The sequence below is a fragment of the Ideonella sp. FW305-24 genome (assembly GCF_058788035.1).
The window spans coordinates 168,558-194,653 of record NZ_JBYTAI010000002.1 but is presented as its reverse complement, the minus strand read 5'-3'; the positions used below and the strand labels follow the sequence as shown (position 1 = coordinate 194,653).

The 26,096-nt window shown below is 68.7% G+C and carries 18 protein-coding genes; 7 read left to right on the top strand and 11 right to left on the bottom strand.

Annotated features, from left to right (window positions below; translation table 11 throughout):
- Nucleotides 1–11 precede the first annotated feature (11 nt).
- On the top strand, nucleotides 12–1,412 hold the full coding sequence (locus AC3WR5_RS06610; protein ID WP_492482909.1) for a hypothetical protein: 1,401 nt from the start codon (nucleotides 12–14) through the stop codon (nucleotides 1,410–1,412).
- Between the two features lie 12 nt (nucleotides 1,413–1,424).
- On the opposite strand, the gene AC3WR5_RS06605 is transcribed toward AC3WR5_RS06610, so the two are convergent.
- The 4 genes from AC3WR5_RS06605 to AC3WR5_RS06590 all read right to left on the bottom strand — a co-directional run bounded on the left by AC3WR5_RS06605 (nucleotide 1,425) and on the right by AC3WR5_RS06590 (nucleotide 6,887).
- Nucleotides 1,425–3,200: an MFS transporter gene (locus tag AC3WR5_RS06605; RefSeq protein WP_492482907.1), complete on the bottom strand. Its 1,776-nt coding sequence runs from the start codon at nucleotides 3,198–3,200 to the stop codon at nucleotides 1,425–1,427.
- Between the two features lie 111 nt (nucleotides 3,201–3,311).
- Complete coding sequence (locus AC3WR5_RS06600) at nucleotides 3,312–3,821, bottom strand: DUF3016 domain-containing protein (protein ID WP_170201019.1); 510 nt, start codon at nucleotides 3,819–3,821, stop codon at nucleotides 3,312–3,314.
- Nucleotides 3,822–3,913: 92 nt separating this feature from the next.
- Nucleotides 3,914–4,984, bottom strand: a complete 1,071-nt coding sequence (ydiK, locus tag AC3WR5_RS06595) for an AI-2E family transporter YdiK (protein ID WP_492482905.1) — start codon at nucleotides 4,982–4,984, stop codon at nucleotides 3,914–3,916.
- 121 nt (nucleotides 4,985–5,105) lie between these two features.
- Complete coding sequence (locus tag AC3WR5_RS06590; protein WP_492483561.1) at nucleotides 5,106–6,887, bottom strand: methyl-accepting chemotaxis protein; 1,782 nt, start codon at nucleotides 6,885–6,887, stop codon at nucleotides 5,106–5,108.
- Nucleotides 6,888–7,157: 270 nt separating this feature from the next.
- Between AC3WR5_RS06590 and AC3WR5_RS06585 the strand changes: the two genes are divergently transcribed.
- Both AC3WR5_RS06585 and AC3WR5_RS06580 read left to right on the top strand, forming a co-directional pair.
- Nucleotides 7,158–10,088, top strand: coding sequence for an adenosylcobalamin-dependent ribonucleoside-diphosphate reductase (locus AC3WR5_RS06585; RefSeq protein WP_492482903.1), 2,931 nt, complete (start codon nucleotides 7,158–7,160; stop codon nucleotides 10,086–10,088).
- A 145-nt stretch (nucleotides 10,089–10,233) separates the two neighbouring features.
- The gene (locus tag AC3WR5_RS06580) at nucleotides 10,234–11,028 is read left to right on the top strand and encodes a DUF6250 domain-containing protein (protein ID WP_492482901.1); all 795 of its coding nucleotides are present in this window, start codon (nucleotides 10,234–10,236) and stop codon (nucleotides 11,026–11,028) included.
- A 43-nt stretch (nucleotides 11,029–11,071) separates the two neighbouring features.
- Here AC3WR5_RS06580 and AC3WR5_RS06575 read toward each other — a convergent pair whose 3' ends face one another.
- On the bottom strand, nucleotides 11,072–11,407 hold the full coding sequence (locus AC3WR5_RS06575) for a type II toxin-antitoxin system RelE/ParE family toxin (protein WP_492482899.1): 336 nt from the start codon (nucleotides 11,405–11,407) through the stop codon (nucleotides 11,072–11,074).
- A complete protein-coding gene (locus AC3WR5_RS06570) occupies nucleotides 11,404–11,655 on the bottom strand; it encodes a type II toxin-antitoxin system ParD family antitoxin (RefSeq protein ID WP_492482897.1) in 252 nt (83 codons plus the stop codon). The genes AC3WR5_RS06575 and AC3WR5_RS06570 overlap by 4 nt, the downstream gene beginning before the upstream one ends.
- Nucleotides 11,656–11,824: 169 nt before the next feature.
- On the opposite strand from AC3WR5_RS06570, the gene ahpC reads away from it, so the two are divergent.
- Both ahpC and ahpF read left to right on the top strand, forming a co-directional pair.
- Nucleotides 11,825–12,388, top strand: coding sequence for an alkyl hydroperoxide reductase subunit C (gene ahpC, locus AC3WR5_RS06565; RefSeq protein ID WP_141287820.1), 564 nt, complete (start codon nucleotides 11,825–11,827; stop codon nucleotides 12,386–12,388).
- A gap of 241 nt (nucleotides 12,389–12,629) precedes the next feature.
- On the top strand, nucleotides 12,630–14,204 hold the full coding sequence (ahpF, locus tag AC3WR5_RS06560) for an alkyl hydroperoxide reductase subunit F (RefSeq protein ID WP_492482895.1): 1,575 nt from the start codon (nucleotides 12,630–12,632) through the stop codon (nucleotides 14,202–14,204).
- Nucleotides 14,205–14,255: 51 nt separating this feature from the next.
- Here ahpF and AC3WR5_RS06555 read toward each other — a convergent pair whose 3' ends face one another.
- Complete coding sequence (locus tag AC3WR5_RS06555) at nucleotides 14,256–14,507, bottom strand: cysteine-rich CWC family protein (protein WP_492482893.1); 252 nt, start codon at nucleotides 14,505–14,507, stop codon at nucleotides 14,256–14,258.
- A 123-nt stretch (nucleotides 14,508–14,630) separates the two neighbouring features.
- Here AC3WR5_RS06555 and AC3WR5_RS06550 point away from each other — a divergent pair, with 123 nt between their 5' ends.
- A complete protein-coding gene (locus AC3WR5_RS06550; protein ID WP_231011946.1) occupies nucleotides 14,631–17,225 on the top strand; it encodes a chemotaxis protein CheW in 2,595 nt (864 codons plus the stop codon).
- Nucleotide 17,226: 1 nt separating this feature from the next.
- On the opposite strand, the gene AC3WR5_RS06545 is transcribed toward AC3WR5_RS06550, so the two are convergent.
- From AC3WR5_RS06545 to AC3WR5_RS06530, 4 genes are all read right to left on the bottom strand, one after another.
- Complete coding sequence (locus AC3WR5_RS06545; RefSeq protein WP_231011947.1) at nucleotides 17,227–17,676, bottom strand: VOC family protein; 450 nt, start codon at nucleotides 17,674–17,676, stop codon at nucleotides 17,227–17,229.
- A 68-nt stretch (nucleotides 17,677–17,744) separates the two neighbouring features.
- Entirely contained in the window at nucleotides 17,745–18,620 is an 876-nt protein-coding gene (locus AC3WR5_RS06540; protein WP_492482891.1) for a helix-turn-helix domain-containing protein, read from the bottom strand.
- Between the two features lie 18 nt (nucleotides 18,621–18,638).
- A complete protein-coding gene (gene cphA, locus AC3WR5_RS06535) occupies nucleotides 18,639–21,209 on the bottom strand; it encodes a cyanophycin synthetase (RefSeq protein WP_492482889.1) in 2,571 nt (856 codons plus the stop codon).
- A 65-nt stretch (nucleotides 21,210–21,274) separates the two neighbouring features.
- The gene (locus AC3WR5_RS06530; protein WP_492482887.1) at nucleotides 21,275–23,485 is read right to left on the bottom strand and encodes a cyanophycin synthetase; all 2,211 of its coding nucleotides are present in this window, start codon (nucleotides 23,483–23,485) and stop codon (nucleotides 21,275–21,277) included.
- A gap of 301 nt (nucleotides 23,486–23,786) precedes the next feature.
- Here AC3WR5_RS06530 and AC3WR5_RS06525 point away from each other — a divergent pair, with 301 nt between their 5' ends.
- On the top strand, nucleotides 23,787–26,090 hold the full coding sequence (locus AC3WR5_RS06525; protein ID WP_492482885.1) for a cyanophycin metabolism-associated ABC transporter: 2,304 nt from the start codon (nucleotides 23,787–23,789) through the stop codon (nucleotides 26,088–26,090).
- Nucleotides 26,091–26,096 lie beyond the last annotated feature (6 nt).

Genomic DNA, 26,096 nt, shown 5'->3' with positions numbered 1-26,096 from the left:
CACTGGCCCTGGTGGCCTGCCTGGCCGGCCCGCTGGTCGCCTGGGGCCAGGGCGCCCCCGAAGCTCCCGCGCCCGAAGGCCTGGCGCCCGCGCCTGAGGCCAACCCGCCGGGCCTGGCGCCACCGCTGTACCAGCCGCAGGCCTGGACGGCCGGGCCGTTCCAGATCACGCCGCAGCTGGGCCTGGCCTACGGCACCAACAGCAACCTGCGGCTGCAGCCGACGAAGCCGCTGTTCAGCCATTTCCACGCGTGGATGCCGGGGCTCAGCATCGTGCTGCCCGATGGCGACCAGCGCTACGAGTTCAGCACCCGCGCCGAGCTGACGCGCCAGCTCGACAGCCCGCAGGACAACACCGACAACGCCGAGCTGGCGCTGGATGGCCTGAACCTGCTGGACGAGCGCACCGCGCTGGCCTGGCGCGCGGTGCTGCAGGACTGGCACGACGTGGTCGGTGCCGGCAGTGACGACACCGCCGACCACTTCCGGGCCCACGCGTTGGCCGGCGTGCTGCGCCACGACAGCGAAGACGGGCTGCTGCGCCTGGAAGCCGAGTTCACCCGCTCGGCAAAGCGCTACCTCAATCACCGCGAGCAGACCGCGCAGGCCGACATGCACACCCGCCAGGTGGTGCTGCGCGCCCAGCACCTGGTGGCACCCGGCGTGCGCGTGGGCGCCGAGCTTCGCGACACCCACACCCGCTATCCGCTGGAGGCCTACGCGGCCGACAACGGCGACCGGCGCTGGTATGCCACCGTCAGCTTCGAGCCCAGCCAGGCCGGCATGCCGTGGCCGCTGCCGCCGCTGGAGGGGGCACCCGCGCCGGCGAACCCGGCGGATGCCAGCGACCCGGCCGACCCCGCGCAGGCGGACCCGCAACCGCCACAGCCGCCAGCCCCCCCGCCGTCAGACTGGCCCGGCCTGCCACTGGCCGGCACGCTGAAACTGGGCAGCGAGCACAAGGGCTTCGAGGCCTACGCGCCTTACCAAGGCTACAAGCGCCGCGGTTGGAAAGGCCTGAGCTGGGAGGGCGAGCTGCACTGGCTGTTCGAGGGCGGCCACCAGTTGGACCTCGGCCTGTCGCGCGGCGCCAGTGACGCGCCGGGGGATGCGGTGGATTACCAGGTCGCCAAGCGTGCGCAATTCGGCGGTTCGCTGCGCCTGTCCGAGCGCCAGCGCATGTCGCTGTCGTTCAGCCGGACCGATGCGCGCTACCGCGGCACCGAGTTCCCGCTCGGCTTTGTGCTGAACCGCGACGACCGGCTCGATTCCGCCGACCTCGGCTGGCGCTACGACCTGGCGCGCAACTGGCAGCTGGGCGTCAACCTCGGCTGGGCCCGCCGCCAGTCCACGCTGCCGTTTGCCGCATTCACGCGGCGCATGAACTCGCTGACGCTGACGGCAACCCTGTAGCGCCGCTTTCCGTCAGACCGCGCCGCGCGACGCCAGGTCTGCATCGCTCGTGTCGTCCGCGTCCAACTGCGCCAGCGCCTGCCAGTGCTCGCGGGCCAACTGCAGCAACAACACGGCGGCCAGCACCGGCACGGCGTAGAAGAAGGGCGCGCTCGATGACTGCAGCGTCGCCTCGGTCTGGCCCAGCCAGCCGGCCAGCGTGTCCAGGTGGTTGCGTGCCACCATCAGCAGCAGCAAGGGCGCAAACCACTTGCCCCAGCGCGCCAGCACCGGATGCGACTCGCGCAGCACCATGCCGCCGGCCAGCAGGAACAGCGCCGAGCCAATGAAGATCAGCGAGTAGAAGATCTGCGCGATTGGGAGTGCCGCGCCCAGCAGCGCCTGGTTGGCGAACAGCGGCACCCACAGCAGGTTCATCGCCGCCAGGCCCAGCGCCAGCTTGCGAGCGCGGCCGGAGGCATGGTGGTCGGAGAAGCCGGCCGGGTCGCTGGCGCGGCGCTGCGTGAAGGGCAGCAGCGAGATGAAGACCAGGCCGAAGAAGGCGTCGATCAGCATGGTCTTGGGATAGCCCACGCTTTCGATGGCAATGCCCTGCCAGGTCGCGCTGTACGAGATGGTCAGGTTGAACATCGCCATGTAGGCGGTGAACTGGGTGCCGGCCACGCGCGGGTTGGTCACGTCCATGTAGAGCGCGGTGGAGGCGCTGTACATCAGGCCCTGGAACAGGTTGTAGACCAGCACCGCGGCCCAGTAGGCGCCGATCAGGAAGGGCGTGACCGTGGGATGGGTGGCGGCACCGGCCGTGGCCGGCATGATCCAGCCATGCTGCTGCAGGATGGCCGCCATGATCAGCACCGGTACGCTCATCAGCGCGACGTAGCTGCCCAGCGAGCGGCGGCGGCCCCAGCGGTCGGAGATGTAGCCGCCCAGCAGGTTGCCGCTGGCACCACAGATCATGGAGCTGAGGTTGAGCCAGGCGATCTGGTCGTCGTTCATGCCCAGCTCGACGGCCAGGTTGCTCTGCAGCGCCAGGCCCAGGCACATCGCGCCGGGCGGCAGCAGCGACATCGCCAGCCCGGCGAATGCCCCGCGCGTGCCGAGGAAGGAGCGGAAGGCAGTGACAGAGAAGTCGCGCATCTCGGCGAACGCCGCGGCCATGGCCGAGCCTGCGGCCTTGATGCGGGCCGGGCTGGCGGCTTCCTTCAGCGGCAGCACGACCAGCGCGGTGACGGCCAGGATGCAGGCCGATACGAAGAAGAAGGTGGACTGGAAGCCGAAGTAGCCGGCCAGGAACAGCGAGCCGCTGCCGCCGATCATCTGGCCCACGTTGGCGCCGGCGAACATCATGCCGTTGGCCGTGCCGCGCTCGTTTTCCTTCAGCGTGTTGACGGCAAGCGCGTCAATGGCCACGTCCTGCATCGCCGCGAAGGTGTTGTGCACCAGCAGGATGATGGTGAACAGCGCCAGCTGGTCCGGCAGCTTCAGCGCCAGCAGCGACAGCAGCGTGCCCACCATGATCAGCTGCGTGCCCAGGATCCAGCCGCGCCGCCGTCCCAGGCGCTCGGACGCGAACACGTCGATGATGGGACCGAAGGCCCACTTGAAGGCCCAGGGCAGGTAGAACGAGCCAACGAAGGCGCCGATCTCGGCCGGCCCCACGCCTTGCCGCCGCAACTGCGTGGCCACCGCGGTGGCCGCGAAACCGAGCGGAATGCCCTCGGTCATGTAGAGGAAGAAAAACGCGGCCAGGCGGCCGCGGGAGGTGGCGAAGAGATTGGGCAGGCGCATGGGGGAGCCGGGGTGAGCAACGGGCGACGCGACTCTACCCGCAATCGCCGTGCCGGCAGGCCAGGGTCGGCCCGTGGTGGACAGGCCGCGGACAGCCCCGTCCAGCGGCGATCAGCGTTCGGTGAACTCGCGCATGAACCACTCCTTGAGCATCTGCTTCTCATAGCGCAGCGGGTCGGTGGCGCCGGCCAGGCGGGCGTTGGACAGGTAGTCGGTGTCGATCAGCCGAACTTCGCCGCTGCGCAGGCCCACGCCGTTGGCGTCGCTCAGCTGGTAGCGCAGCTCGATGCGCGGCCAGGTGTGCGAACGCAGCACGCGGATCATTTCCTGCCGCGGGCCGACCGGCTCCAACTGACCGGCCAGGTCCACGTCGATCACGTTGATGACCAGCCGGCGGTCGCCCAGCAGCTTGTCTCCCAATGTGCGCAGGTAGTCGCCCAGCGGCTTTTCGACATCGGCATTGAAGCCATTGGCATCGCGCACGTCGCTCATCGCGCGCGGGTCCGGGAAATAGGCCTCGACCACGCCGGCCTGGGCCAGTGTGAACCAGGCACCGCAGGCCAGGCCGAGCAGGGCGGCGCGAACGGGCCGGGCGGGGGAGCGGGAGTGCGCAGGCGACATGGCGAATCCTTTGTACAGCGGCGAGGTCTGGGAGCAAGGCGCGGGCCGGCTGTTGGGGGCATGGCGCGGCCAGTGTTGGCAACGCGCGAGCATCATGCGGGGTTGTCTTCGTCCGGCACTTCATCGACCCATGCGCCCATCAGGGTGTAGGTGATGGCCAGCACCACCGGGCCGAGGAAGATGCCGATCAGGCCGAAGGCGATCAGGCCGCCGACCACGCCGGTGAAGATCAGCAGCAGCGGCAGGTCTGCGCCCTTGCGGATCAGCCAGGGCCGCAGCACGTTGTCCAGCGTGCCGACCAGCAGCGACCAGACGAACAGCGCAATGGCCCAGCCGGTGTAGCCCTTCCAGAACAGCCAGCCGCAGGCCAGCAGCAGCACCGGGAACGGGCCGATCTGGGCAATGGTCAGCACGAACATGATGGTCGTCAGCAGCGACACGCCTGGCACGCCGGCCACCAGCAGCCCCAGCCCGCCCAGCAGCGCCTGCGCCACCGCGGTGATGACAACGCCCAGCGCCACGCCGCGCACCGACATCGCGGCCAGCTGCACCATTTCCACGCCGCGCGGCCCGGCCAGCCGGCGTGCGAAGCGGCGGCACAGGTCGGCGGCCGATTCGGCATGTGCGTACAGCACGCCGCAGATCAGCATGGTCATCAGGAACTGCAGGCCGATCATGCCCAGTGCACCGGCCTCGGACAGGATGTTGCGCGCCATGCTGCCGGCATACGGGCTGAGCTTGGCCAGCAGCGCACTGGCGCCGGCCTCGGCGGATTCGCGCCACAGCTGGGCCAGCCGGGCGCCCACCACCGGCAGCTCGGCCACCCAGTCCGGCGGCGCGGCCAGCTTGTCCAGCGGCAGTGAGCGCACCCACTCTACCGCCTCGTCCGCGTGGTCCACCAGCGTGACCAGTGCCGCGGTGATGGGCACGAAAAACAACAGCAGCAGGGCGACCAGCATCAGCGCGACCGCGAGGGTGCGCCGGCCCTTGAGCCGCGCTTCAAGCCGCACCATCAGCGGCCAGGTCGAGACGACGATCATCGTGGCCCAGATCAGCGGCGCGATGAAGGGCCGCAGCACCCAGACCCCGGTGGCGATCAAGGCCAGCAGCGCCAGGATGGACAGCAGTTGGCGCGGCAGATCCGAAGAGCGGTGAGCAGGCATGGCGGCGGCAGTCGTTGCAGACGCCGCAGTATCGGCCAAGCGCCAGCCCCCGCATCTCCCGGTGGCAACGGAAGGCCACCATGAAGGCGGCCTCGGGTTCAGGCTGCGCGACAGCGCGCGGTCAGAAGCTCTCCCAATCGTCGCTGGGGCCCGAAGGTGCGGCCGGCGGCGGTGCGGCAGGGCGCGGCGCGGCGGGTCTGGTCACTTCTGCCTTGGCCGGTGCAGCAGGTGCAGTCGGGGAGGCCGTGGTGACCTGCGTCGCAGCCGGCGCCGGGCGCGGCGCGGCGGCGCTGCGGATGGCCTGTGCCGCGGCCACGTGATGGGCCGGCGGCGCGGCTGGCGGCAGGCCGGCGTCACCGCCCAGCCGGAAGGTGCTGACCAGGGTCACCAGCTTGGCGGCCTGCTGCTTCAGGCTGTCGGCCGCGGCGGCGCTCTGCTCAACCAGCGCGGCGTTCTGCTGCGTCACCTGGTCCAGCTGCGTGACGGCGGTGTTGACCTGGCCGATGCCATCGTTCTGCTCGCGGGCGGCGGCGCTGATCTCGCCGATCAGGTCGGCCACGCGGCGCACCTGGGCGACGATGTCGTCCATCTGCGTGCCGGCGCTGCCCACCAGGCGTGAACCGGTCTCGACCTTCTCGACGCTGGCGCCGATCAGGCTCTTGATCTCCTTGGCCGCCTCGGCGCTGCGCTGCGCCAAGCTGCGCACTTCGCCGGCCACGACCGCAAAGCCGCGGCCTTGCTCGCCGGCCCGCGCCGCTTCCACCGCGGCGTTCAGCGCGAGGATGTTGGTCTGGAAGGCAATGCCGTCGATGGTGCCGATGATCTCGCCGATCTTGCGGCTGCTGCTGGTGATCTCGTTCATCGTGCTGACGACCTGGCCCACCACTTCGCCGCCGCGTGTCGCCGAAGCGCAGGCCGCGGTGGCCAGCTGCGAGGCTTGCTGGGCGGTGTCGCTGCTGGCCTTGACGGTCGAGGTCAGCTCTTCCATCGAAGAAGCGGTTTCTTCGAGATTGGCGGCCTGCTGCTCGGTGCGCTGGCTCAGGTCGGCGTTGCCGGTGGCAATTTCGCTGGAGCCGGTGGCAATGCTTTCGCTGCTCTGGCGCACCTGCCTGACCAGTTCGGCCAGGCGTTCGGCCATCGCATTGAGTGCCTGGTTCAGTGCGCTGACTTCGTCGCGGCCATCGGCCGGCAGGCGCATCGTCAGGTCGCCTTCGGCCACGCGGGTGGCCAGGCTCAGCGAGGCCTGCAGCGGCATGGTGATCGAGCGGGTGATCAGCCAGGCCAGCACGCCGGCAATCGCCAGTGCAGCAACGGCAAACGAGATGGTCGCGACGCGCGCAGCCTCGTAGCCCTGCACCGACTCGGCCCGCGCATCGGCTGCGCCCTTGCGGTTGAGTTCCATCATGGCCTTGTGGGTCGCGAGCAAGGCCATCAGCTTGTCGTTCGAGTCGCCGGTGGCGATCACGGCGCTCAGCACCCGGCTGGTTTCGCCGCGCTCGGACGAGGCCAGCAGCTTGTTGTCAGCCGCCACGTAGGCCTTCCACTGCTCGTCGAGCTGCTTCTTCAGCTCGCCTTCTTCGGGCGAAGAGACCAGCTTGTCGTAGGCCGCCAGCAACTCCGGCACTTCCTTTTCGACGGCCGAGTCGCGCATCGCGCGGGCCTTCTTCTTGTTCTCGACGTCGACCACCAGCACATGGCGCAGGCTGGCGGTTCTGGCCTTGGAAATGAGCGCGTCCAGCTCGCTCAGCGTGGTCACGCTGGGCAGCCAGTTGTCAGTCACCTGCAGCACGTTTTCCTGCATGGTGCTGAGCTTGGCCAGCGCCATGCCGCCGGACAGCAGCAGCATCGCTGCCATCAGGCCGAAGGCCAGCCGCAGCCGGGTCCCGATCTTCCAATGTCGCATCTTGTTCACTTCGTGGAACCTCCAAAAAAAGCCGGATGTCTCCATTCGCGTGCATTGCAGGCACGCGCCCCGCCCGGGTGTTGCGGATTCGACCCTGTTTATCGACGCTTTCAATGCGAGGCTGAAGCCGGATCAGTGGCGCAAATCCGGACCTATCTGGCGGCCGCCGCTAAAACCCTCGGGTGCATGCAGACAGGCCCCACGGCAGGCCGCTTTGGTTCATCATGGAGGCTGTGGATTTCCACAGCCTCCGCAGCGCCATTGCCCGCCATGAACAAGACCTCCAGCACCACTGGCCGCCGCCCGCCGGCCGCCCCCAGCCTCGCCAACCTGCCGCCGCAGGCCATCAGCGAAGAGGTGCTGGTCGAGAAGTACGCCAAGGGCAAAGAACGCAGCGTCGACGAAGTGCGTGCTCGCATTGCGAACGCGCTTGCCGCCGCGGAACCCGCTGCACAGCAAGCCCACTGGGCCGCGCGTTTCCTGGACGCCCAGCGCCGCGGTTTCGTGCCGGCCGGCCGCATCAATTCCGCTGCCGGCACCGCGCTCAGCGCCACCTTGATCAACTGCTTCGTGCAGCCGGTGGGCGACTCCATCGCCAGCGAAGAAGACGGCGTGCCCGGCATCTACACCGCGCTGACCGAGGCGGCCGAAACCATGCGCCGCGGTGGCGGCGTGGGCTATGACTTCTCGCGCATCCGCCCGCGCGGTGCCTGGGTCGGCTCCACCCAGTCCAGCGCCTCCGGACCGATCAGCTACATGCGCGTGTTCGACCGCTCCTGCGAAACGGTCGAGTCCGCCGGCTCGCGCCGCGGCGCGCAAATGGGCGTGCTGCGCTGCGACCACCCGGACATTGAAGAGTTCATCCATGCCAAGGACCAGGGCGACCTGAAGAACTTCAACATCTCGATTGCCGTGACCGACGTCTTCATGGAAGCCGTGCAGGCCGGCGGCGAGGTCGAGCTGCTGCACCGCGCCGAGCCCGGCGCCAAGCAGAAAGCTGCCGGCGCCTACCAGCGCGGCGACGGCCTGTGGGTCTACCGCCGGGTGCCGGCCCGCGCGCTGTGGGACCAGGTCATGCGCGCCACCTACGACCACGCCGAACCGGGCGTGCTGTTCCTGGACCGCATCAACCAGGACAACAACCTGAGCTATTGCGAGACGATTGCGGCAACGAATCCTTGCGCCGAACAGCCACTTCCACCTTATGGTTGTTGCTGCCTCGGCTCCATTGACCTGACTCACTTCGTGGTGGAGCCGTTCGAACCCGGTGCGCGGTTTGACGCCGCCGGTTTCACCGAGGTGGTGAAGGTGGCCACGCGCATGCTGGACAACGTGCTGGACGTGACCGTCTGGCCGTTGCCGCGCCAGCAGGAGGAGGCGGCCAACAAGCGGCGCGTGGGGCTGGGCTTCACCGGCCTCGGCAATGCGCTGGCTATGCTGAACCTGCGCTACGACACGCCGGCCGCGCGCGACATGGCGCGGCAGATCAGCGAGATCATGCGCGACGGTGCCTATGACGCCAGCGTGGACCTGGCCCAGGAGCGAGGGGCCTTCCCGCTGTTCAATGCGGACCTGTACCTCTCGCGTGGCACTTTCGCCTCGCGTCTGCCGCAGGCGGTGAAGGACCGCATCCGCAAGCACGGGCTGCGCAACTCGCACCTGCTGTCCATTGCACCTACCGGCACCATCAGCCTGGCTTTTGCCGACAACGCCAGCAACGGCATAGAGCCGGCCTTCAGCTGGACCTACACCCGCAAGAAGCGCATGCCCGACAGCAGCTTCAAGGAATATGCGGTGGAGGACCATGCCTGGCGCCTGTTCCGCCACCTGAAGGGCGCCGACACGCCGCTGCCGGAGGCCTTCGTCACCGCGCTGGAGATGAGCGCCGAGGCGCACGCGCTGATGGTCGCGGCGGTCGCGCCCTGCATCGACACGTCCATCAGCAAGACCGTCAACGTGCCGGCGGACTACCCCTACGTCGATTTCCAGGACCTCTACATGACGGCGTGGAAAAGCGGGCTGAAGGGCCTGGCGACCTACCGGCCGAATGCGATCCTGGGCTCTGTGCTCAGCGTCGAGCCCACGCCCAGCGCCACGCCTGCACCGCTCACGACCCTCACCACCGACGGCGCGAACCAGCGCCTGAAACTGGAAAAGCTGCCAAAGCCGGTGCTCACTTCCTTGCGCTGGCCGGGCCGACCGGAACTGCGCGGTGGCAATCCGGCCTGGAGCTACATGATCCAGCACCCGCACGGCGACTTCGCGCTGTTCGTCGGCGAACTGCCGGCCGAAGCCGGGCCGGACGGCGGGCTGTTCGGCCGCACGCTGCCGTTTGAAGTCTGGGTCAACGGTGCAGAGCAGCCGCGTGGCCTGGGTGCGCTGGCCAAGACGCTGTCGATGGACATGCGCGTCAACGACCCGCAATGGCTCAAGCTCAAGCTCGACGCGCTGGCGACCGTCGCCGAGGAGCGCGCGTTCGAGATGGCCTTCCCGCCCAGCGGGGAGAAGCGGTTGTTTCCTGGCGTGGTCGCCGCGACGGCCAGCGTGATCCGCTGGCGCTGCGAGCAGCTGGGCGCGCTGCAGGACGGGCCGACGCCGGTGCTTGACGCGATGTTCAGCCGCGACGAGCCGCGCACCACCACGGCGGGCACGCTGGCCTGGGCGGTCGACGTGGACAACCCGGCCACCGGCGAAGCCTTCACACTGACCTTGAAGGAAGTGGCGCTGGCCAGCCCGGACGCGCCGGCCGGCTACGTCACCCGGCCGTGTGCGCTCGGCTTCTCCGGCAACTACCCACGCGCGTTCGACGGGCTGGCGCGGCTGCTGTCGCTGGACATGCGGGTCATCGACCCGGCCTGGATCGGCATGAAGCTGCGCAAGCTGCTGAATGTCGGCGAGCCGCTGGGTCACTTCATGGCACCCATCCCTGGGCAGAAACGCCAGCAGGTCTGGCCGAGCACGGTGGCCTATGTCGCCAGGCTGGTGATCCACCGCTACGCGATGCTGGGCGTGCTGGACGAAGAGGGCTTCCCGCTGCGCGAGATGGGCATCCTGGCCTCGCCAGCGCCCCGCACTTCGGTGGCCGACAAGGTCGTGCCGATGGCCGGCAAGCCCTGCCCGGAATGCGGCAACGCGACCATGATCCACAAGGACGGTTGCGACTTTTGCACTGCCTGTGGCTACGTGGGGCAGTGCGGTTGAGGGCAGCGGCTTTGGTCATGAGACGTCATACAACTATCGGCATGCGGGAAACTTCGTAGGGAATCTGGTGGGGCTCTGAAACCATCGCGGCCTGCCGATTTGGCAGGTCACCTGCGTTGCGTTGATGTTGCCCACCTTCCCTTCCTTGTTCTCCTCCGGCGCCCGTGGATTCGCGCCTCGTGTCCTGGCCGGCGCCAGCCTGCTGGCCGTGGCCTTGCTGCAAGGCTGCGGTGGCAGCGACGACGACAAGGTACTGGCCCGCGACGACTTCGCCCACGGCACCAGCCAGTGGCAGGTCGAGCAGCAGGACGCCGCCGGCACCGTGGTGGCCAAGGACGGCGTGCTGGACATCGTGCAGCCCGCGGGCGCGACGATCTGGTTCAAGCAGCAGTTCAGCGGCAATCACGAGATCCGCTTCACCGCCACGCCGATCCCGGTGACCTTCCCCGGCACTGCCTACGTGGACCGCATTTCCGACCTGAACGTGTTTTGGGACGCCACCGTCCCCACCGGCACGAACCCCGACCCGACCGCCGCCGGCCTGGACGGCGTGCTGGCCTCGTACAACGCGCTGCACCTGTACTACGTGGGCTTCGGCGCCAACGGCAACACCAGCACCCGCCTGCGCCGCTACGACGGCACGTCCGCCCGCCCGCAGATCACCGGCTACGCCACGCCAGCGTCGGCCACGGTCGACGACAAGGCTGGCGACATGACGGCCGCGACTAGCCTGACTGCCAACACGCCGGTGGCCGTGCGCATCGTCTCGCGCCAGCCCACTGCGGCGGACCCAGCCAACCTCAAGTGGTACGCCAATGGCCAGCTGATCTTCAGCTACAGCGACGCTTCGCCCTACCTGTCCGGCTGGTTCGCCTTCCGCACCACCACCAGTCACTGGCAACTTCGCGATTTCTCGGTCGTGGCGCTGCCGGCCGATTGAGTCGGCACCGGGCTGTGGCAGCACCGGGCTGTGCGGCCGGCATTCACTCTCTGCCGTCTGCCGGCTCCTGCAATTCAGAAGGAATGTCGCGCAGGCCGTGCAGCACACGCCAGACGTCGATGTGGTCCTCGCGTTCGATGTAGAATACCAGGTGCGGGTAGGCGGTCAGGATCCAGGTTCGCAGACCGGGCAGGCCCAGTTCGTGGGCATAAAGCGGCGAACCTGTCGCTGGATGCAGGCCAATGTGGGTGTACGCGTCTTCCAGCGCATCGATGAAGCCCAGTGCCGCCGATTCAGCGTCTTCGCTGAGATAGTGGGCCAGGGCTTCGTCAACATCCCGATTTGCCTGTTCGCGTGGGATGACCGGTCTGGGCGTCACGCCTGCGGCGCAGGCTTGTCTGCCTGGCGAGCCCGCTTTCGCAGGCTGTCGAAGTAGGCTTGGGTGACCGGTACCGTGGGGGCAGATGCTGCGCCAGCGAGCAGCAGCTCGCGCAACTGCTGGCGGTCCTGGTCGCGGCGAATCAGCTCCCGCATGTATTCACTGCTCGTGCTGTAGCCGTGTTGGCTGACCTGCGCGTCGACAAAAGCCTTGAGGCTGTCCGGCAGCGAGATGTTCATCGTGCCCATGGCGAAAGCTTAAGTGCTTTGGCAAGAAATGGCAAAGTTGGTGCTTCGCAATAGCCTCACTCAATCAGCCACATTCGATCAATCAATCCAAAACATCGCTCGACCGGCCTAATATTCGTCCTGTCGATTGACTGACTTCCACCACCAACTGCCAGAGGAGCTCCAAAGCATGTCCCTGATCAACACCCAAGTCCAACCGTTCAAGACCGAAGCCTTCCACAATGGCAAGTTCATCACCGTCACCGAGGAATCGCTGCTGGGCAAGTGGTCCGTGCTGATCTTCATGCCGGCCGCGTTCACCTTCAACTGCCCGACCGAGATCGAAGACGCGGCTGACAACTACGCCGCCTTCCAGGCAGCGGGCACTGAGGTCTACATCGTGACCACCGACACCCACTTCTCGCACAAGGTCTGGCACGAAACCTCGCCGGCCGTCGGCAAGGCCAAGTTCCCGCTGGTGGGTGACCCGACCCACAAGCTGACCAACGCCTTTGGCGTGCACATCCCGGAAGAAGGCCTGGCGCTGCGCGGCACCTTCGTGATCAACCCGGAAGGCATCATCAAGACGGCCGAGATCCACTCGAACGAAATCGCCCGTGACGTGTCGGAAACCCTGCGCAAGCTGAAGGCCGCCCAGTACACCGCCGCCAACCCGGGCCAGGTCTGCCCCGCCAAGTGGAAGGAAGGCGCCAAGACCTTGGCACCGTCCATCGACCTGGTCGGAAAAATCTAACCACCCCCGAGGCGGCAAGCCGCCTCCCCCTTCGAGGGGGCGCCACCAGCGGACCGGCAGAGCCGGATCCGCGGCGGCTGCTGGACTCGGTTGAGTGTGATGACGGGCTTCGTGTTTGCCCACCTTCTCGCTGAATTCAGGCACTGTTGAAAACCCGTTCCAGCGGTCCGCTGTGGTGGGTTTTCAAGAGGGCCGGGACCAACTCGCCCTGATGAAACAAGTGCCACGAAAGGATCACGCCATGCTGGACAGCAACACCCAAGCGCAACTCGCCACCTACTTCGAACGCATCAGCCAGCCCATCGAGCTGATTGCCAGCCTGGACGATTCCGCTGGTGCCGCCGACATCCGCGAGCTGGTCACCGAGATCGCCGCGATCGCGCCGGACAAGATCAGCGCCCGCTTCGACGGCACCTTCGAGCGTCGCCCTTCGTTCCAGATCACCCGCGTCGGCCACAACATGGGCGTGCACTTTGCCGCCCTGCCCATGGGTCACGAGTTCACCTCGCTGCTGCTGGCGCTGCTGTGGGCCGGCGGCCATCCGCCAAAGGTCGAGCCTGAAGTGTTGGAGCAGATCAAGGCCATCGATGGCGATTTCGCCTTCGACACCTTCATGAGCCTGACCTGCCACAACTGCCCGGATGTCGTGCAGGCGATGAACCTGATGGCGGTCTTCAACCCGCGCATCCGTGCCGTGGCCATTGATGGCGGCCTGTTCCAGAAGGAAGTCGAAGACCGCCAGATCATGGCCGTGCCCAGCGTCTTCCTGAACCAACAGCCGTTTGGCAACGGCCGCATGGAAGTGGGCGAGATCCTGGCCAAGATCGACACCGGCGCGGCCAAGCGCGAAGCCGCCAAGCTCAACGAGAAGGCCCCGTACGAGGTGCTGATCATCGGTGGCGGCCCGGCCGGCGCGGCTGCTGCTGTCTACGCAGCGCGCAAGGGCATCCGCACCGGCATCGTCGCCGAGCGTTTTGGTGGTCAGACCATGGACACCCTGGGCATCGAGAACTTCATTTCGGTGCTGGAGACCGAGGGGCCGAAATTTGCGGCGGCGCTCGAGGCCCATGTGCGCCACTACGGTGTGGACATCATCACGCTGCAGCGAGTGGCCAAGCTGGAGGCTGCGGCGCAGCCCGGTGGCTACGCCAGCGTGGTGCTGGACAACGGCGCCGTGCTCAAGGCCCGCAGCGTGATCCTGGCCACCGGCGCGCGCTGGCGCAACATCAACGTGCCTGGCGAGCACGAGTACAAGACCAAGGGTGTGGCTTACTGCCCGCACTGCGACGGCCCGCTGTTCAAGGGCAAGGACGTGGCGGTGATCGGCGGCGGCAACTCCGGTGTCGAGGCCGCCATCGACCTGGCGGGCGTGGTCAAGAGCGTCACGCTGCTGGAGTTTGCCGACCAGCTGCGCGCCGATGCCGTGCTCGTGGACAAGCTCAAGAGCATGCCCAACGTCACCATCCACACCAACGCGCAGACGCTGGAGGTCACCGGTGACGGCCAGAAGATGAACGGCCTGCGCTACAAGGATCGCGTGGGCGGTGCGGAGCATCACCTGGATCTGTCGGGTGTGTTCGTGCAGATCGGCCTGGTGCCCAACACCGAGTTCCTCAAGGGCACGCTGGAGCTGAGCAAGTTCGGCGAGATCATCATCGACGCCAAGTGCCACACCAGCCTGGCCGGCGTTTTCGCAGCGGGCGACGTGACGACGGTGCCGTACAAGCAGATCATCATCGCCGCCGGCGAAGGCTCGAAGGCGGCACTGTCGGCCTTCGACTACCTGATCCGCACGCCGGCACCGGCAGCTGCCTGACCCCCGGCGCGCCCCACAAAAAATGGCTTCCTTCGGGAAGCCATTTTTGTATCAGGCGCCTGGCAGTGGCTCGATGTCCGCGCCAGCTGCCACGGCCTGCAGGCAGCGCAGGCACAGGCAGCTGCCGTAGCGCTGGCGCAGCGCGGCCAGGGTGCTGTCGCTCAATTTCAGGGTGCTGCAGGCGCATGGGCCTGCGTCGTTCACGCCGCAGTGAAAACCGCCGCCACAGCGCGGGCAGCGGTCGCTGAATCGATTGACAAGGGGCTGGGCGGTGGGCGTCGTCGCCGGGTCAAGCGCTGGCATGCCGGCAGTGTGGCATGGCCTGGGCTTTGCCAAAGATGCACGGTACTTCCCCTGTACTTGGCCGGTTCTGCTCTCCGGGCGCTGGCTAGCATGCAGCAATGCCTCACTGTGAACGGTAAACCCATGACTTGTCCTGAGGACCTCGTCGCGCACATGCGCCGGGTGTTGGTGGCGGAGCGCGACCTGCACGATCTCGGCATGGTCTGGCGCCTGATCGAATCCAGCGCCGCCATCAGCTGCCCGGCCGAAGCCGCCACCATCCTGCCGACCCTGATCGACACGCGAGAACGTTTCGACCAGCTGCAGCGGCGCCTGACCGAGCAGATGGCCGACGAGACCCAGGCCGAGCTGGCCGACGAACTCGCCGCCAAGGCCCAGTGCGCCATCGACATCCTGGTGCGCAACCTGTTCGAGCGCACGGCCGACGTTGGCTTTCTCGCGACCGACGAGGTTGTCGCCCGCTTCTGCGCTGCCGATGCTGCGCAGCGCGCGGCCGACGCGCCCGCGATGCGTGAGCGCCTGGCCGAATACCAGCGCAAGTACAGCGTCTACGACGACGTGCTGCTCTGCGCACCCGACGGCACGTTGCTGATTCGCCTGGACGACGGCAGCACCGACGCCGAACCTGCCGCCCGCCCGGCGCTGCAGCGCAGCCGCGAGCCACTGGTCGCCCAGGCCCTGGCAGCTGCCGGTTTCTGCGAACGTTTTGGCGCCAGCGACCTGGCTGCGACCGGCCAGTCCGCCGCATTGCTGTACGGCCACCGCATTGCCGACGCCGTCGGCCGGCCGGTGGGCGTGCTGCTGCTGCGCTTCCGTTTTGATGACGAGATGAGCCGGATCTTTGCCGACGTGGGCGGTGAGCGCCCACAGATCGCACTGATGCTGGTCGACGGGCAACAGCGTGTCATTGCCAGCAGCGACGTGACCCACGTGCCGCTGGGTGTGCGCCTTGCGCTGGCGGCGCCTGGCGCCACCGCCGGCATGCAGCTGACCCAGTTCGCCGGCCGCGATTACCTGGGCCTGCAATGCCTAGGCACGCCGTACCAGGGCTACCCCGGCCCGACCGGCTGGCGCGCGGTGGCCATGGTTTCGCTGCTGACGGCCTTCGCCAGCCGCCGCGACGCGACCGAAGGCAACCCGGCGACCGACGCGGTGGCTGCCAGCGGCAGCGCACTGGCCGGCATCCGCGACGATGCCGATGCGATCAACCGCGAGTTGCGCCGCGTGGTCTGGAACGGCCGGCTGCTGGCCCGCACGCAGGAAGGCGACCGGCTGCGGCTGACCGCCGTGCTGCGCCAGGTCAGCGCCGCCGGCATCCGCACCCAGGCGCGCGTGGACCAGGCCATTCACGAGATTGGCGGCACCGGCCTCGCGCGCGGACGCCAACGGGCGCACGACATGGCGCGCCTGGCGGCCGACATCCTGGACCGTAACCTCTACGAGCGTGCCAACGATTGCCGCTGGTGGGCCTTGTCGCCGCTGTTGCGTGCCGCGTTGGCCGACGAAGCTGCGTCTGCCAACCCCGCGCCGCTGAACGCGCTGCTGCGCCACATCAACGGCCTCTACACCGTCTACAGCCGGCTGGTCGTGTTCGACCGCCACGGCCGCATCTGCGGCGCGTCGGCCGGGCCGCAGGGCGACGACCCGGGCGATGCGCTGATCGGCACGTCGGTGCCGGCGGCGATGCAAAGCGCGGTCGAAGCCCTCTCCGGCAGCGAGCTGTACGCCGTCACCGGTTTCGACGACAGCGACTGGCATGCTGGCGGCCCGACCTACACCTACCTCGCCGCGGTGCGCGACCCGGTCGACAGCCACCGTGTGGTGGGCGGCATCGCCATCGTCTTCAACGCCGTGCGCGAACTGCAGGCCATGCTGAGCGACATCCTTGCTGGCCGCGACGGCTTTGCCGCCTTTGTCGACCCGCACGGCCGCGTGCTGAGCGTGGCCGGCGACGCGCCGCCCGAGCTGATCGCGCAAGCCGGCAGCGCCACCGCGCCGGTCGACCACGATGGCCAGCGCTACTTGCTGGCGCGCATGGCCGCCGGCGGCTACCGTGAATTCCGAACCAGCGACGGTCATGACGACGGCGTTGCCGCGGTCGTCGGCCTGCGCCTGGGCGCGGCCGAGCGCCGCGACGGCGGCATCGGCCAGGCCGAACTGCGCGCCAGCCACCCGGTGGCAAGCGCGCAGGCCGAGGAGCTGGCCATGTTCCGGGTCGGCAGCGCCTGCTATGCACTGCCGGCGCAGCATGTGCTGGAAGCCGCGACCTCGCGTGGCTTGGTGCGCACGCCCGGTGCGGGTGCTGCCGGGCTGGGTTTGCTCGAAGTGGCGCTGCCGGGTGGCTCGGCGCTGGTGCAGGTCTTGTGCGCGCGCCAGCTGCTGGGCGTGCCCGGCCCGGCGCGGGCGGTGGACGGCACGGTGCTGGTCTTGCGCGCCCAACATGCCAACGGCGCGCCGCTGCACGTGGGCCTGCGGGTCGACGAAGTGGTTTCGGTGCTGGAGCTGGACCCCGCGCGTTACCACCCGGCGCCCGATGGCTTCCAGGGCTTCGCGCCGTGGATCACCGGCCTGGCCGAATGCCAGCGCGACGGCGACGGCGAGCCGCAGCTGGTGCAGCGGCTGGACCTGGCCGCGCTGCTGCAGGCGGGCGGCATGCGCATTGCGGCGACCGAGCCGCAGGTCGCTGTGGCCGAGCCGTTCATCGCCGAGGCCGCCTGATTCAGGACGGCTCGTACATCGCGTCGTAGCGGCGCTGCATTTCGGTGGGTGCCACGGCCTCGATCTCGTGGCCGATCAGCCACTCGTAGCCAAACGGGTCGCGGATGCGGCCACCGCGCTCGCCGTAGAACTGGTCCTGCGGCGCCATCACCAGCGTCGCGCCAGCGGCCACTGCACGCTCGATCATCGCGTCGGCGTTGTCCACGTGCAGGTGCAGCCGCGCGCCGCTGCCTGGTGCGCCAGCGGGTGCATGGATGTCGAACTCAGGGAACTCGTCGGCCAGCATCAACACACGCGGCCCCAGCTGCAGCTCGGCATGGCCGATGCGCCCGGTGCCCGGCTCGGTCAGCCGGAACAGCTCCTCGGCGCCAAAGGCCTCGACGTAGAACTCGATGGCCTTGGCGGCTTCGCGCATCGACAAATAGGCAAACAGGTCATGGACCTTGCTCATGGCGGTCTCCTGATGATGGACTGGCGCCCAGCGTAGGTCCGCGGCGCGGGGCCGTCTTGTGAAAATTTTCAGTGCGCCGGTGCCGGCTCGGCCAGCGAGACCGTGTTCGGGTAACGTTGCGCGCGCAGGTAGTCGCCTGGCGTGAGGCCGGCCATGGCCTTGAACTCGGCGTTGAAGTGCGGCTGGTCGGCATAACCAGCGTCCAGCGCCAGCTCGCTCAGCGGCGAGGCCGCGTCCCGTGCCAGGAGCGCCAGCGCGGCTTGCAAGCGCATCACCCGCGCGTACTGCTTGGGCGTGAGGCCGGTGAGGGCGCGAAAGCGTGCCGGCAGCCGCGTGGTCGACAGGCCGGCCTGCTCGCACAGCGCCCGGATGCCGGCTTGGCCGCCCGTCTCGCGCAGCCGCTGGCAGACCCAGGCGACGCTTGCATCCGGCGGTGCCGCGTTGCGCAACTCGCGCTGCAGCCAGCGTGCGGCGGCCTGCAATTGCGCGGCAGGATGGGGGGCATCCGCCAGCGCGTCGCCCAGCGCGCGGGCCGCTGCGCCCAGCGCCAGTTCCAGGTCCACGGTGCGGTCCAGCGCTTCGGTGTGGGCACCCCTCAGCAGTGCCTGGGCGCCCAGCGGCGTGAGCCGCAGGCCCACGACCTGCACCCGCGCGGCCGGCGCCTCCACAACCTCGGCGCGCAGGCGCTGACCGTTGAAGCACAGGCGCGGAAACCCGTCGCGGTGTTCGCCGCCCTCGGTGCTGCGGTGGCAGGGGCCGAGCTGCACGATCAGCTCGATGCTGCCGTCCGGGAACACACGTTCCCGCGCATGGTTCAGCACGCCGTCAAAGGCCCAGATTTTTTCGACTTGGGCGGCCAGCGCCGGTGGACGCCAGTCAGCACCGATCCAAGTGCCGAGCGGGCCGTCAACTTGCCAGGTTTGGGGCGTGTCTTGCGTCTGCATGTCCACGCCCCTGCAAGGTCACTGAAGTTGGGGTTCCGTGACGCGCTTTGCGAGGTGCGCCAATGATTCTTCGACCTGGTCCACCAGGATCAGGCACAGGTCGCCCGGCTGCAGCTTGGACAAGGCCTTGTCGATGGCGATGAACTCGCCATGGATCTCTTCGACATGCGAGGTGCGCGGGGCGTCCTGCAGGCCCTGGCGCAGCAGCGCCAGCACCTCGCCGTCCTCGCGGCCACGTTGGCAGGCGTCCTGGAACAGGATCACGTCGTCGAAGGCCTTGCCCAGGATTTGCGTCTGCTCGCGGATGTCCTCGTCGCGCCGGTCGCCAGCGCCGGAGATGACCACCGAGCGGCGCTTGCCTGGCATCGCGTTGACGGCGTCGACCAGCGCGCGCATCGCGTCGGGGTTGTGGCCGTAGTCGGCGATCAAGGTGGCGCCGTGGTAGTCCAGCACATTGAAGCGGCCGGGTGCGTTGTCGGCGTCGTTCAGGAAGCTGGCGAGGCCGGCGCGCATCGCGTCCCAGCCCAGGCCGACGGCCCAGCCGGCGGCAATGGACGCCATCGCGTTTTCAACCTGGAAGCCGATGCTGCCGTTGCGCGTCAGCGGGATGTCGCGCAGGCTCACGCTCTCGCGCCAGTTGCCTTCGGCGGCGACGATGTGGCCGTCATCCACGAAGACGCAGCGCTGGCCTTGCGCGCGGTGCGTGGCCAGCACCGGGTGGTGCCGGTCGGCAGCGAAGAAGATGATGCCGCCGGGGCTGGTCGGCGCCATCGCCGCGCAGTGCGGATCGGTCGCGTTCAGGACCGCGAAGCCTGTGGGCGCGACGTTCTGCACGATCACGCGCTTGAGCACCGCCAGGTCCTCGACCGTGGTGATGTAGTTCAGGCCCAGGTGGTCGCCCGCGCCGATGTTGGTGACGACTGCCACCTGGCAGCGGTCATAGCCCAGGCCTTCGCGCAGGATGCCGCCGCGTGCGGTCTCGAACACGGCCACGTCCACGTCGGGGTTCATCAGCACGTTGCGCGCGCTGCGCGGGCCGGCGCAGTCGCCCGAATCGATCTGGCGACCGTTGACGTGCACGCCATCGGTGTTGGTCATGCCCACGCGCAGGCCGGCGGCAGTGAACAGGTGGGCGATCAGCCGCGTGGTGGTCGTCTTGCCATTGGTGCCGGTGACGGCAACCACCGGGATGCGGCCGTCGTCGCCCGGGCCGTAGAGGTGGTTGATGATGGCTTCGCCGACCGGCCGGCCCTTGCCGAACGAAGGCGACAGGTGCATGCGCAGCCCCGGCGCGGCGTTGACCTCGACGATGCCGCCGCTCTGCTCTTCGAGCGGGCGGATCACGTTGTCGCAGACCACGTCCACGCCGCAGATGTCCAGGCCGATCATCTGCGCCGCGGCCACCGCACGCGCGGCGACCTCGGGGTGCACGTCGTCGGTCACGTCGGTCGCGGTGCCGCCGGTCGAGAGGTTGGCGTTGTTGCGCAGGATCACGCGCTGGCCCTTGTCCGGCACCGACTCGGGCGTCATGCCCTGGATCTCCAGCCGTGCCACGGCAATCTCGTCGAAGCGGATCTTGGTCAGCGAGGTCGCGTGGCCGTCGCCGCGTTTCGGGTCGGCATTCACCAGGGTCACCAGCTCGCGCACCGTGTGCTCGCCGTCGCCAATGACCAGCGGGGGGTCGCGCCGCGCGGCGGCGATCAGCTTGTTGCCCACCACCAGCAGCCGGTAGTCGCTGCCGGGCAGGAATTTCTCGACCATGACCTGGCCGATTTCCTCGGCCGCCTTGTAGGCGATCTCCAGGTGCTCGCGGGTCACGATGTTGACGGTGACACCCTTGCCCTGGTTGCCGTCCTGCGGCTTGAGCACGACAGGCAGGCCGATCTCCAGCGCCACCTCCCAGGCTTCGTCCACCGAGTCCACCGGCCGGCCCAGCGGCACCGGCACGCCAGCGGCGCGCAGCAAGGTCTTGGTCAGGTCCTTGTCCTGGGCGATGGATTCGGAAACCGCGCTGGTCGAGTCGACCTCGGCCGCCCAGATGCGGCGCTGCTTGGCGCCCCAGCCGAACTGCACCAGGCTGCCCTGCGTGAGCCGGCGGTACGGCACGCCGCGTGCCACGCCGGCCAGCACGATGGAACCGGTGGATGGGCCGAGGCGCACGTCTTCGTCGATCTCGCGCAACGCGGCGACGGTGCCGGTCAGGTCGAAGCTGCCGCCAGCCAGCGCGGCCTGGATCAGGCCTTCGGCTGCGATCAAAGCCTTGCGGCCCACGTCTTCCTCGCTGTATTCCACGACCACCTGGTAGACCCCGGGTTCCAGCGTCGCGGTCGTGCGGCTGAAGGTCACCGGGCAACCGGCCTGGCTTTGCAGCGCAAGCGTCGCGGTTTCCAGCACATGGGCCAGCGAGGCCTGGTCCGGCTGGCGGCGCAGCGGGCCCAGGTTGGGGAACAGCGCGCGCAGCCGGGCCTCGAACTCGGGAAGCGAAGTCAGTGCGCGTTCTTGTTCTCCGCAGGTGACGATGGCCTCGATGGCGGTGTGGCGGCTCCAGAGGTTGGGGCCACGCAAGGCGCGAATGCGGGAAATGTCCATGGTGCTTTTGTTTTACAGCGAGAGCGGGACGGTGGGTCGGGAAAGGAGACAGGCAGCTGGCCCGCTCAGGCGGCGGTTTGCAGCGCGAAGGTTTCGATGCCGGCGGCGATGAGGTCGGGCGAGATGCCGAAGGCCCAGGCTGCGGCCACTGCAGCCAGCAGCAGTTCCATCAGCTCGGGCGTGGGGGCGTGGCCGCGGCGCTGCACGATGCCGGCCAGGTCCACGCCCGGCAGCTCGACAGCGCCTTGCGCCAGGTGCACCCGGCCGCCCCGCAGGAAAGCCACGCGCTTGCCGGCGGCCTGGTGCTCGACCAGCGGCTCGGGCAGCGTGCCGCCTTCGTCCACGCCGTACATCAGCACCTCGCCGTCGCACAGTTCGGCCATCTCGGCGATGCGCGCGTCGCCCGCGTTCAGCACGCCCACGCCGTCGCCCAGTACCACGTCGATCTGGGTGCGCAGCACCTTGTAGAGCTGGTCGGCCTCGGTGATGTCGTGTCGGCCCAGCGCTTCTGCGCCACCGAAATCGGTGATCAGGCCGACGTGGCAGCGGTCGTAGGGCAGCCCCTCGTCCAGCACCAGCGCGGCGCTGTTCTCGAACACGGCGGCCTGGGCCTCGCGGTTCATCAGCAGCCGGTGGCTGGCTTCCCAGAAGCGAGCGGCCTGGGGGCTGGCCTTTTCGGTGCGGCGGCTGCCGATGAACAGACCGTCCTGGCAGGCGAGCGCGGTCGGCTTGCCGCTGAGGTGGATCAGCCAGGCGACCGCGCGGGCAATGGTGGCCGTGCCGTGCGTGCCCATCACGCCGACGATGGGGATGCGGCCGGCGTGGCCTTCATGTTCTTCCGCCGGGAACAGGTGCTCGACGATGGCCTGGCCCACCGGCCGCGGCGTGCCTTCGGCCGGCTTCAGGTGCATCAGCAGCCCGGGGCCGGCATTGACTTCGACGATGGCGCCGCCCTGCGCTTCCAGCGGGCGCGAGATGTCCTCGCACACCAGGTCCACGCCGGCAATGTCCAGGCCCACGGCGCGCACCGCCAGCGACACGACATGCGCCACCTCGGGATGGACCGCGTCGGTGCAGTCGATCGCCACGTTGCCGTTGCGCTGCACCAGCACGCGCTTGCCCACTGGCGGCACGGTGTCAGGCGTCAGGCCCTGGCGCTGCAGGTCGAGCTGGATCACGCCGTCCGAGCGCACGTTCAGGCGGTTCAGCGGGTGGTCTTCGGTGGTGCCGCGGCGCGGGTCGCTGTTGATCTGCTGGTCGACCAGCGTGGCCACGTCGTGCTGGCCGTCGCCGGTGACCCAGGCGGTTTCGCCGCGCGCTGCGGCCACGACCTTGCCGCCGACCACCAGCAGTCGGTGCTCTTCGCCGCGGATGAAGGGTTCGACCAGCACCTCGCTGCCGTGGCGCGCGGCCACTTCATAGGCGGCTTCGATGTCGGCCTGATTGTTCAGGTCCAGCGTCACGCCGCGGCCATGGTTGCCGTCGCTGGGCTTGACGACCACCGGCAGGCCGATGTCCTCGGCGGCAGACCAGGCCTCGGCCGGGCTGTGCACCACCTCGCCTTCGGGCACCGGCACGCCGCAGGCCTTCAGCAGGGTCTTGGTCAGGTCCTTGTCGCTGGCGATGTTCTCGGCAATCGCGCAGGTCAGGTCGGTCTCGGCCGTCCAGATGCGGCGCTGGCGCGCACCGTAGCCCAGCTGCACCAGGTTGCCGTCGTTCAGGCGGATGTGCGGGATGCGCCGGTCGGTCGCCGCGGCGACGATGCAGGCGGTGGATGGGCCCAGGTAGCAATCGTCGATGGCCTCGCGCACGACGGCCACGGCGGCAGAGGTGTCGAACGGCCGGTCGTTGATCGCGGCCATCAGCAGCGCATGGCCTTGCTGCAGCGCAGCCCGGCCGACCTGCTCGTTGCGGGCGCGGAAGACCATGCGGTAGACGCCGCGCTGGGAGGTGCTGCGGGTCTGGCCGAAGCCCGTCGGCATGCCGGCCAGGTTCAGCAACTCGATCACGCAGTGCTCGAGGATGTGCCCAGCCCAGGTGCCTTCGGTGAGTCGCTGCAGAAAGCCGCCGCGCTCGCCCACGCCGCAGTGGTGTTCCTCCAGCGCCGGCAGCAGCTTGAGCAGCCGCTCGGTGAAACCGGGCAAGGTTTGCGAAGGAGAGTCTTCCAGCTCGCCGAGGTCCAGCCAGACCTCCATCACCGGCCGGTAGGTCCAGATGTTGGGGCCGCGCAGGTAGGTGATGCGCAGCAGCTGGATGTCGTTCTTCGGTTCGCTCATGGGCAGGCAGGCAAGGAAAAGTGTGACCCGTTGCCGGCCGTGGTGGCCGTTTTCGTCGGCCCACCGGCCGCGCGGGCAGTGCTGCTTATTGTGTCGGCAGCTGGCAGCTGCCAGCACGTCGCAATCCCGCGATTTTGCGCTCCTCGCCTTGGCCGGCGGCCGGCGGGGCTGTTGATGCCCGACAGTCCCCGCATCGACCCGCACGCCGTGGGGGCCGGATTCGCGGAAAATCCGCCGCTTCAGCGGCCGGCGGCCGCCTGGCGCGTCCGCCGGGCGGCTGCGCCGGCCGAATGCCTGCCTCATGCCACACCCACATCCGCATTCCGCTGCCACCCCCGCCCTGGCCGCGCCGCTGGCCGCTGGCGAAACCCAGCTGGCCAGCCTCGCGCTGGACCTGGGCGACGACCTGGTCTTTGGCAACGGCCAGCTGGTGCTCACCGAACTCGGCCTGCTGGCCCGTGCGCCGGGCGCGGCCGACTGGACCCGCATCCCGCTGACGCCCGCGCTGCAGCTGCGCCATCAAGATCACGCCGGTGTCGGCACGCTGGAGCTGTCGGACGCCACGGCGCTGCTGGCGCGCTGGCGCTTCACGCTGGGTGCCAACGTGCTGGCGCTGCGCTTCCTCAAGCGCTTCGAGCAGGTGCAGGCCGCGCGCGCCGCCGGCATGGCCGCCGAGGGCGACGACCCGACGCGCTGCCCGTCCTGCCAGGCGCTGCTGCCGCCCGACAGCGACGAATGCCCCGTCTGCGACCGCGAACTGCACACACCGCCGTCCACCTGGGTGCTGCTGCGCCTGTCGCGTTTCGCCAGGCCATACGCAGGCCAGCTGCTGATCGGCTTCATGCTGACGCTGGCGGCCACCGCCGCCACGCTGGTGCCGCCGTACCTGACCATTCCGCTGATGGACAAGGTGCTGATCCCGTTCCAGAACGGCCAGCGCATCGACCCCAGCTACGTGATGCTGCTGCTCTCGGGCCTGTTGGGCGCGGCGCTGCTGGCCTGGAGCCTGGGCTGGGCCCGCACCTACCTGCTGGCGCTGGTCTCCGAGCGCATCGCCGCGGACCTGCGCACCACCGCCTTCGAGCACCTCTTGCAGCTGTCACTGGACTATTTCGGCGCCAAGCGCACCGGCGACCTGATGGCTCGCATCGGCTCCGAGACGGACCGCATCTCGGTCTTCCTGTCATTGCACGCGCTGGACTTCGCGACCGACGTGCTGATGATTGGCATGACCGCGGTGATCCTCACGTCCATCAACCCCTGGCTGGCGCTGGTCACGCTGCTGCCGCTGCCCTTCATCGCCTGGATGATCCACCTGGTGCGCGACCGGCTGCGCACCGGCTTCGAGAAGATCGACCGGGTCTGGGGCGACGTGACCAACGTGCTGGCCGACACGATTCCCGGCATCCGCGTGGTCAAGGCCTTTGCGCAGGAGAGCCGCGAGGCCGGCCGCTTCCGCGAGGCCAACAAGGCCAACCTGGCGGTCAACGACAAGCTCAACAAGACCTGGAGCCTGTTCACCCCCACCGTCTCGCTGCTGACCGACGTGGGCCTGCTGGTGGTCTGGGCCTTTGGCATCTGGCAGGTCAGCAAGGGCGAGATCACGGTCGGCGTGCTGACCGCCTTCATCGCCTACATCGGCCGCTTCTACGGCCGGCTGGATTCGATGAGCCGCATCGTCTCGGTGACGCAGAAGGCCGCGGCCGGCGCCAAGCGCATCTTCGACATCCTGGACCATGTGTCCAACGTGCCCGAACCCTCGAACCCGGTGCCCACCGGCGAGGTGCGTGGCGGCGTGACGATGGAAAGCATCGGCTTTCGCTACGGCAACCGTTCGGTGATCCGCGGTCTGAACCTGGAGATCAAGCCCGGCGAGATGGTTGGCTTGGTGGGCCACAGCGGCTCGGGCAAGAGCACGCTGGTCAACCTGCTGTGCCGCTTCTACGACGTGACCGACGGCGCGATCAAGGTCGACGGCGTGGACATCCGGCGCTTCGCCGTTTCCGACTACCGGCGCCACATCGGCCTGGTGCTGCAGGAGCCGTTCCTGTTCTTCGGCACCATCGCCGAGAACATCGCCTACGGCCGCCAGGATGCGACGCGCGAACAAATTGTTGCCGCGGCGCGCGCCGCGCATGCGCACGACTTCATCCTGCGCCTGCCGCAGGGCTACGACTCATTGGTCGGCGAGCGCGGCCAGGGCCTGTCGGGCGGCGAGCGCCAGCGCATCAGCATTGCCCGCGCGCTGCTGATCGACCCGCGCATCCTGATCCTCGACGAGGCCACCTCCAGCGTGGACACCGAGACCGAGAAGGAGATCCAGAAGGCGCTGGACAACCTGGTCCAGGGCCGCACAACGATTGCGATCGCGCACCGCCTGTCCACGCTGCGCAAGGCCGACCGGCTGGTGGTGATGGACCGCGGCGTGGTGGTCGAGGTCGGCCCGCACGACGAGCTGATGGCCAAGCAGGGCGCCTACTGGCGGCTCTACGAAGCCCAGGCCCGCCGGGCCGATGCCGACGAGGACGGCGAGACCGACCACGAAGCGGCGCTGCTCTCCAGCGCGCTGCCGCAACCCTCGGCGCATGGCGCCCAGGTGTCATGAAGCCAG

What these genes read in the sequence shown, in the direction of transcription:
- AC3WR5_RS06605 (WP_492482907.1), bottom strand. Translation starts at nt 3,200, where the DNA reads ATGCGCCTGCCCAATCTCTTCGCCACCTCCCGCGGCCGCCTGGCCGCG.
- AC3WR5_RS06600 (WP_170201019.1), bottom strand. Translation starts at nt 3,821, where the DNA reads ATGTCGCCTGCGCACTCCCGCTCCCCCGCCCGGCCCGTTCGCGCCGCC.
- ydiK (WP_492482905.1), bottom strand. Translation starts at nt 4,984, where the DNA reads ATGCCTGCTCACCGCTCTTCGGATCTGCCGCGCCAACTGCTGTCCATC.
- AC3WR5_RS06590 (WP_492483561.1), bottom strand. Translation starts at nt 6,887, where the DNA reads ATGCGACATTGGAAGATCGGGACCCGGCTGCGGCTGGCCTTCGGCCTG.
- AC3WR5_RS06585 (WP_492482903.1), top strand. Translation starts at nt 7,158, where the DNA reads ATGAACAAGACCTCCAGCACCACTGGCCGCCGCCCGCCGGCCGCCCCC.
- AC3WR5_RS06570 (WP_492482897.1), bottom strand. Translation starts at nt 11,655, where the DNA reads ATGGGCACGATGAACATCTCGCTGCCGGACAGCCTCAAGGCTTTTGTC.
- ahpC (WP_141287820.1), top strand. Translation starts at nt 11,825, where the DNA reads ATGTCCCTGATCAACACCCAAGTCCAACCGTTCAAGACCGAAGCCTTC.
- ahpF (WP_492482895.1), top strand. Translation starts at nt 12,630, where the DNA reads ATGCTGGACAGCAACACCCAAGCGCAACTCGCCACCTACTTCGAACGC.
- AC3WR5_RS06555 (WP_492482893.1), bottom strand. Translation starts at nt 14,507, where the DNA reads ATGCCAGCGCTTGACCCGGCGACGACGCCCACCGCCCAGCCCCTTGTC.
- AC3WR5_RS06550 (WP_231011946.1), top strand. Translation starts at nt 14,631, where the DNA reads ATGACTTGTCCTGAGGACCTCGTCGCGCACATGCGCCGGGTGTTGGTG.
- AC3WR5_RS06545 (WP_231011947.1), bottom strand. Translation starts at nt 17,676, where the DNA reads ATGAGCAAGGTCCATGACCTGTTTGCCTATTTGTCGATGCGCGAAGCC.
- AC3WR5_RS06540 (WP_492482891.1), bottom strand. Translation starts at nt 18,620, where the DNA reads ATGCAGACGCAAGACACGCCCCAAACCTGGCAAGTTGACGGCCCGCTC.
- cphA (WP_492482889.1), bottom strand. Translation starts at nt 21,209, where the DNA reads ATGGACATTTCCCGCATTCGCGCCTTGCGTGGCCCCAACCTCTGGAGC.
- AC3WR5_RS06530 (WP_492482887.1), bottom strand. Translation starts at nt 23,485, where the DNA reads ATGAGCGAACCGAAGAACGACATCCAGCTGCTGCGCATCACCTACCTG.
- AC3WR5_RS06525 (WP_492482885.1), top strand. Translation starts at nt 23,787, where the DNA reads ATGCCACACCCACATCCGCATTCCGCTGCCACCCCCGCCCTGGCCGCG.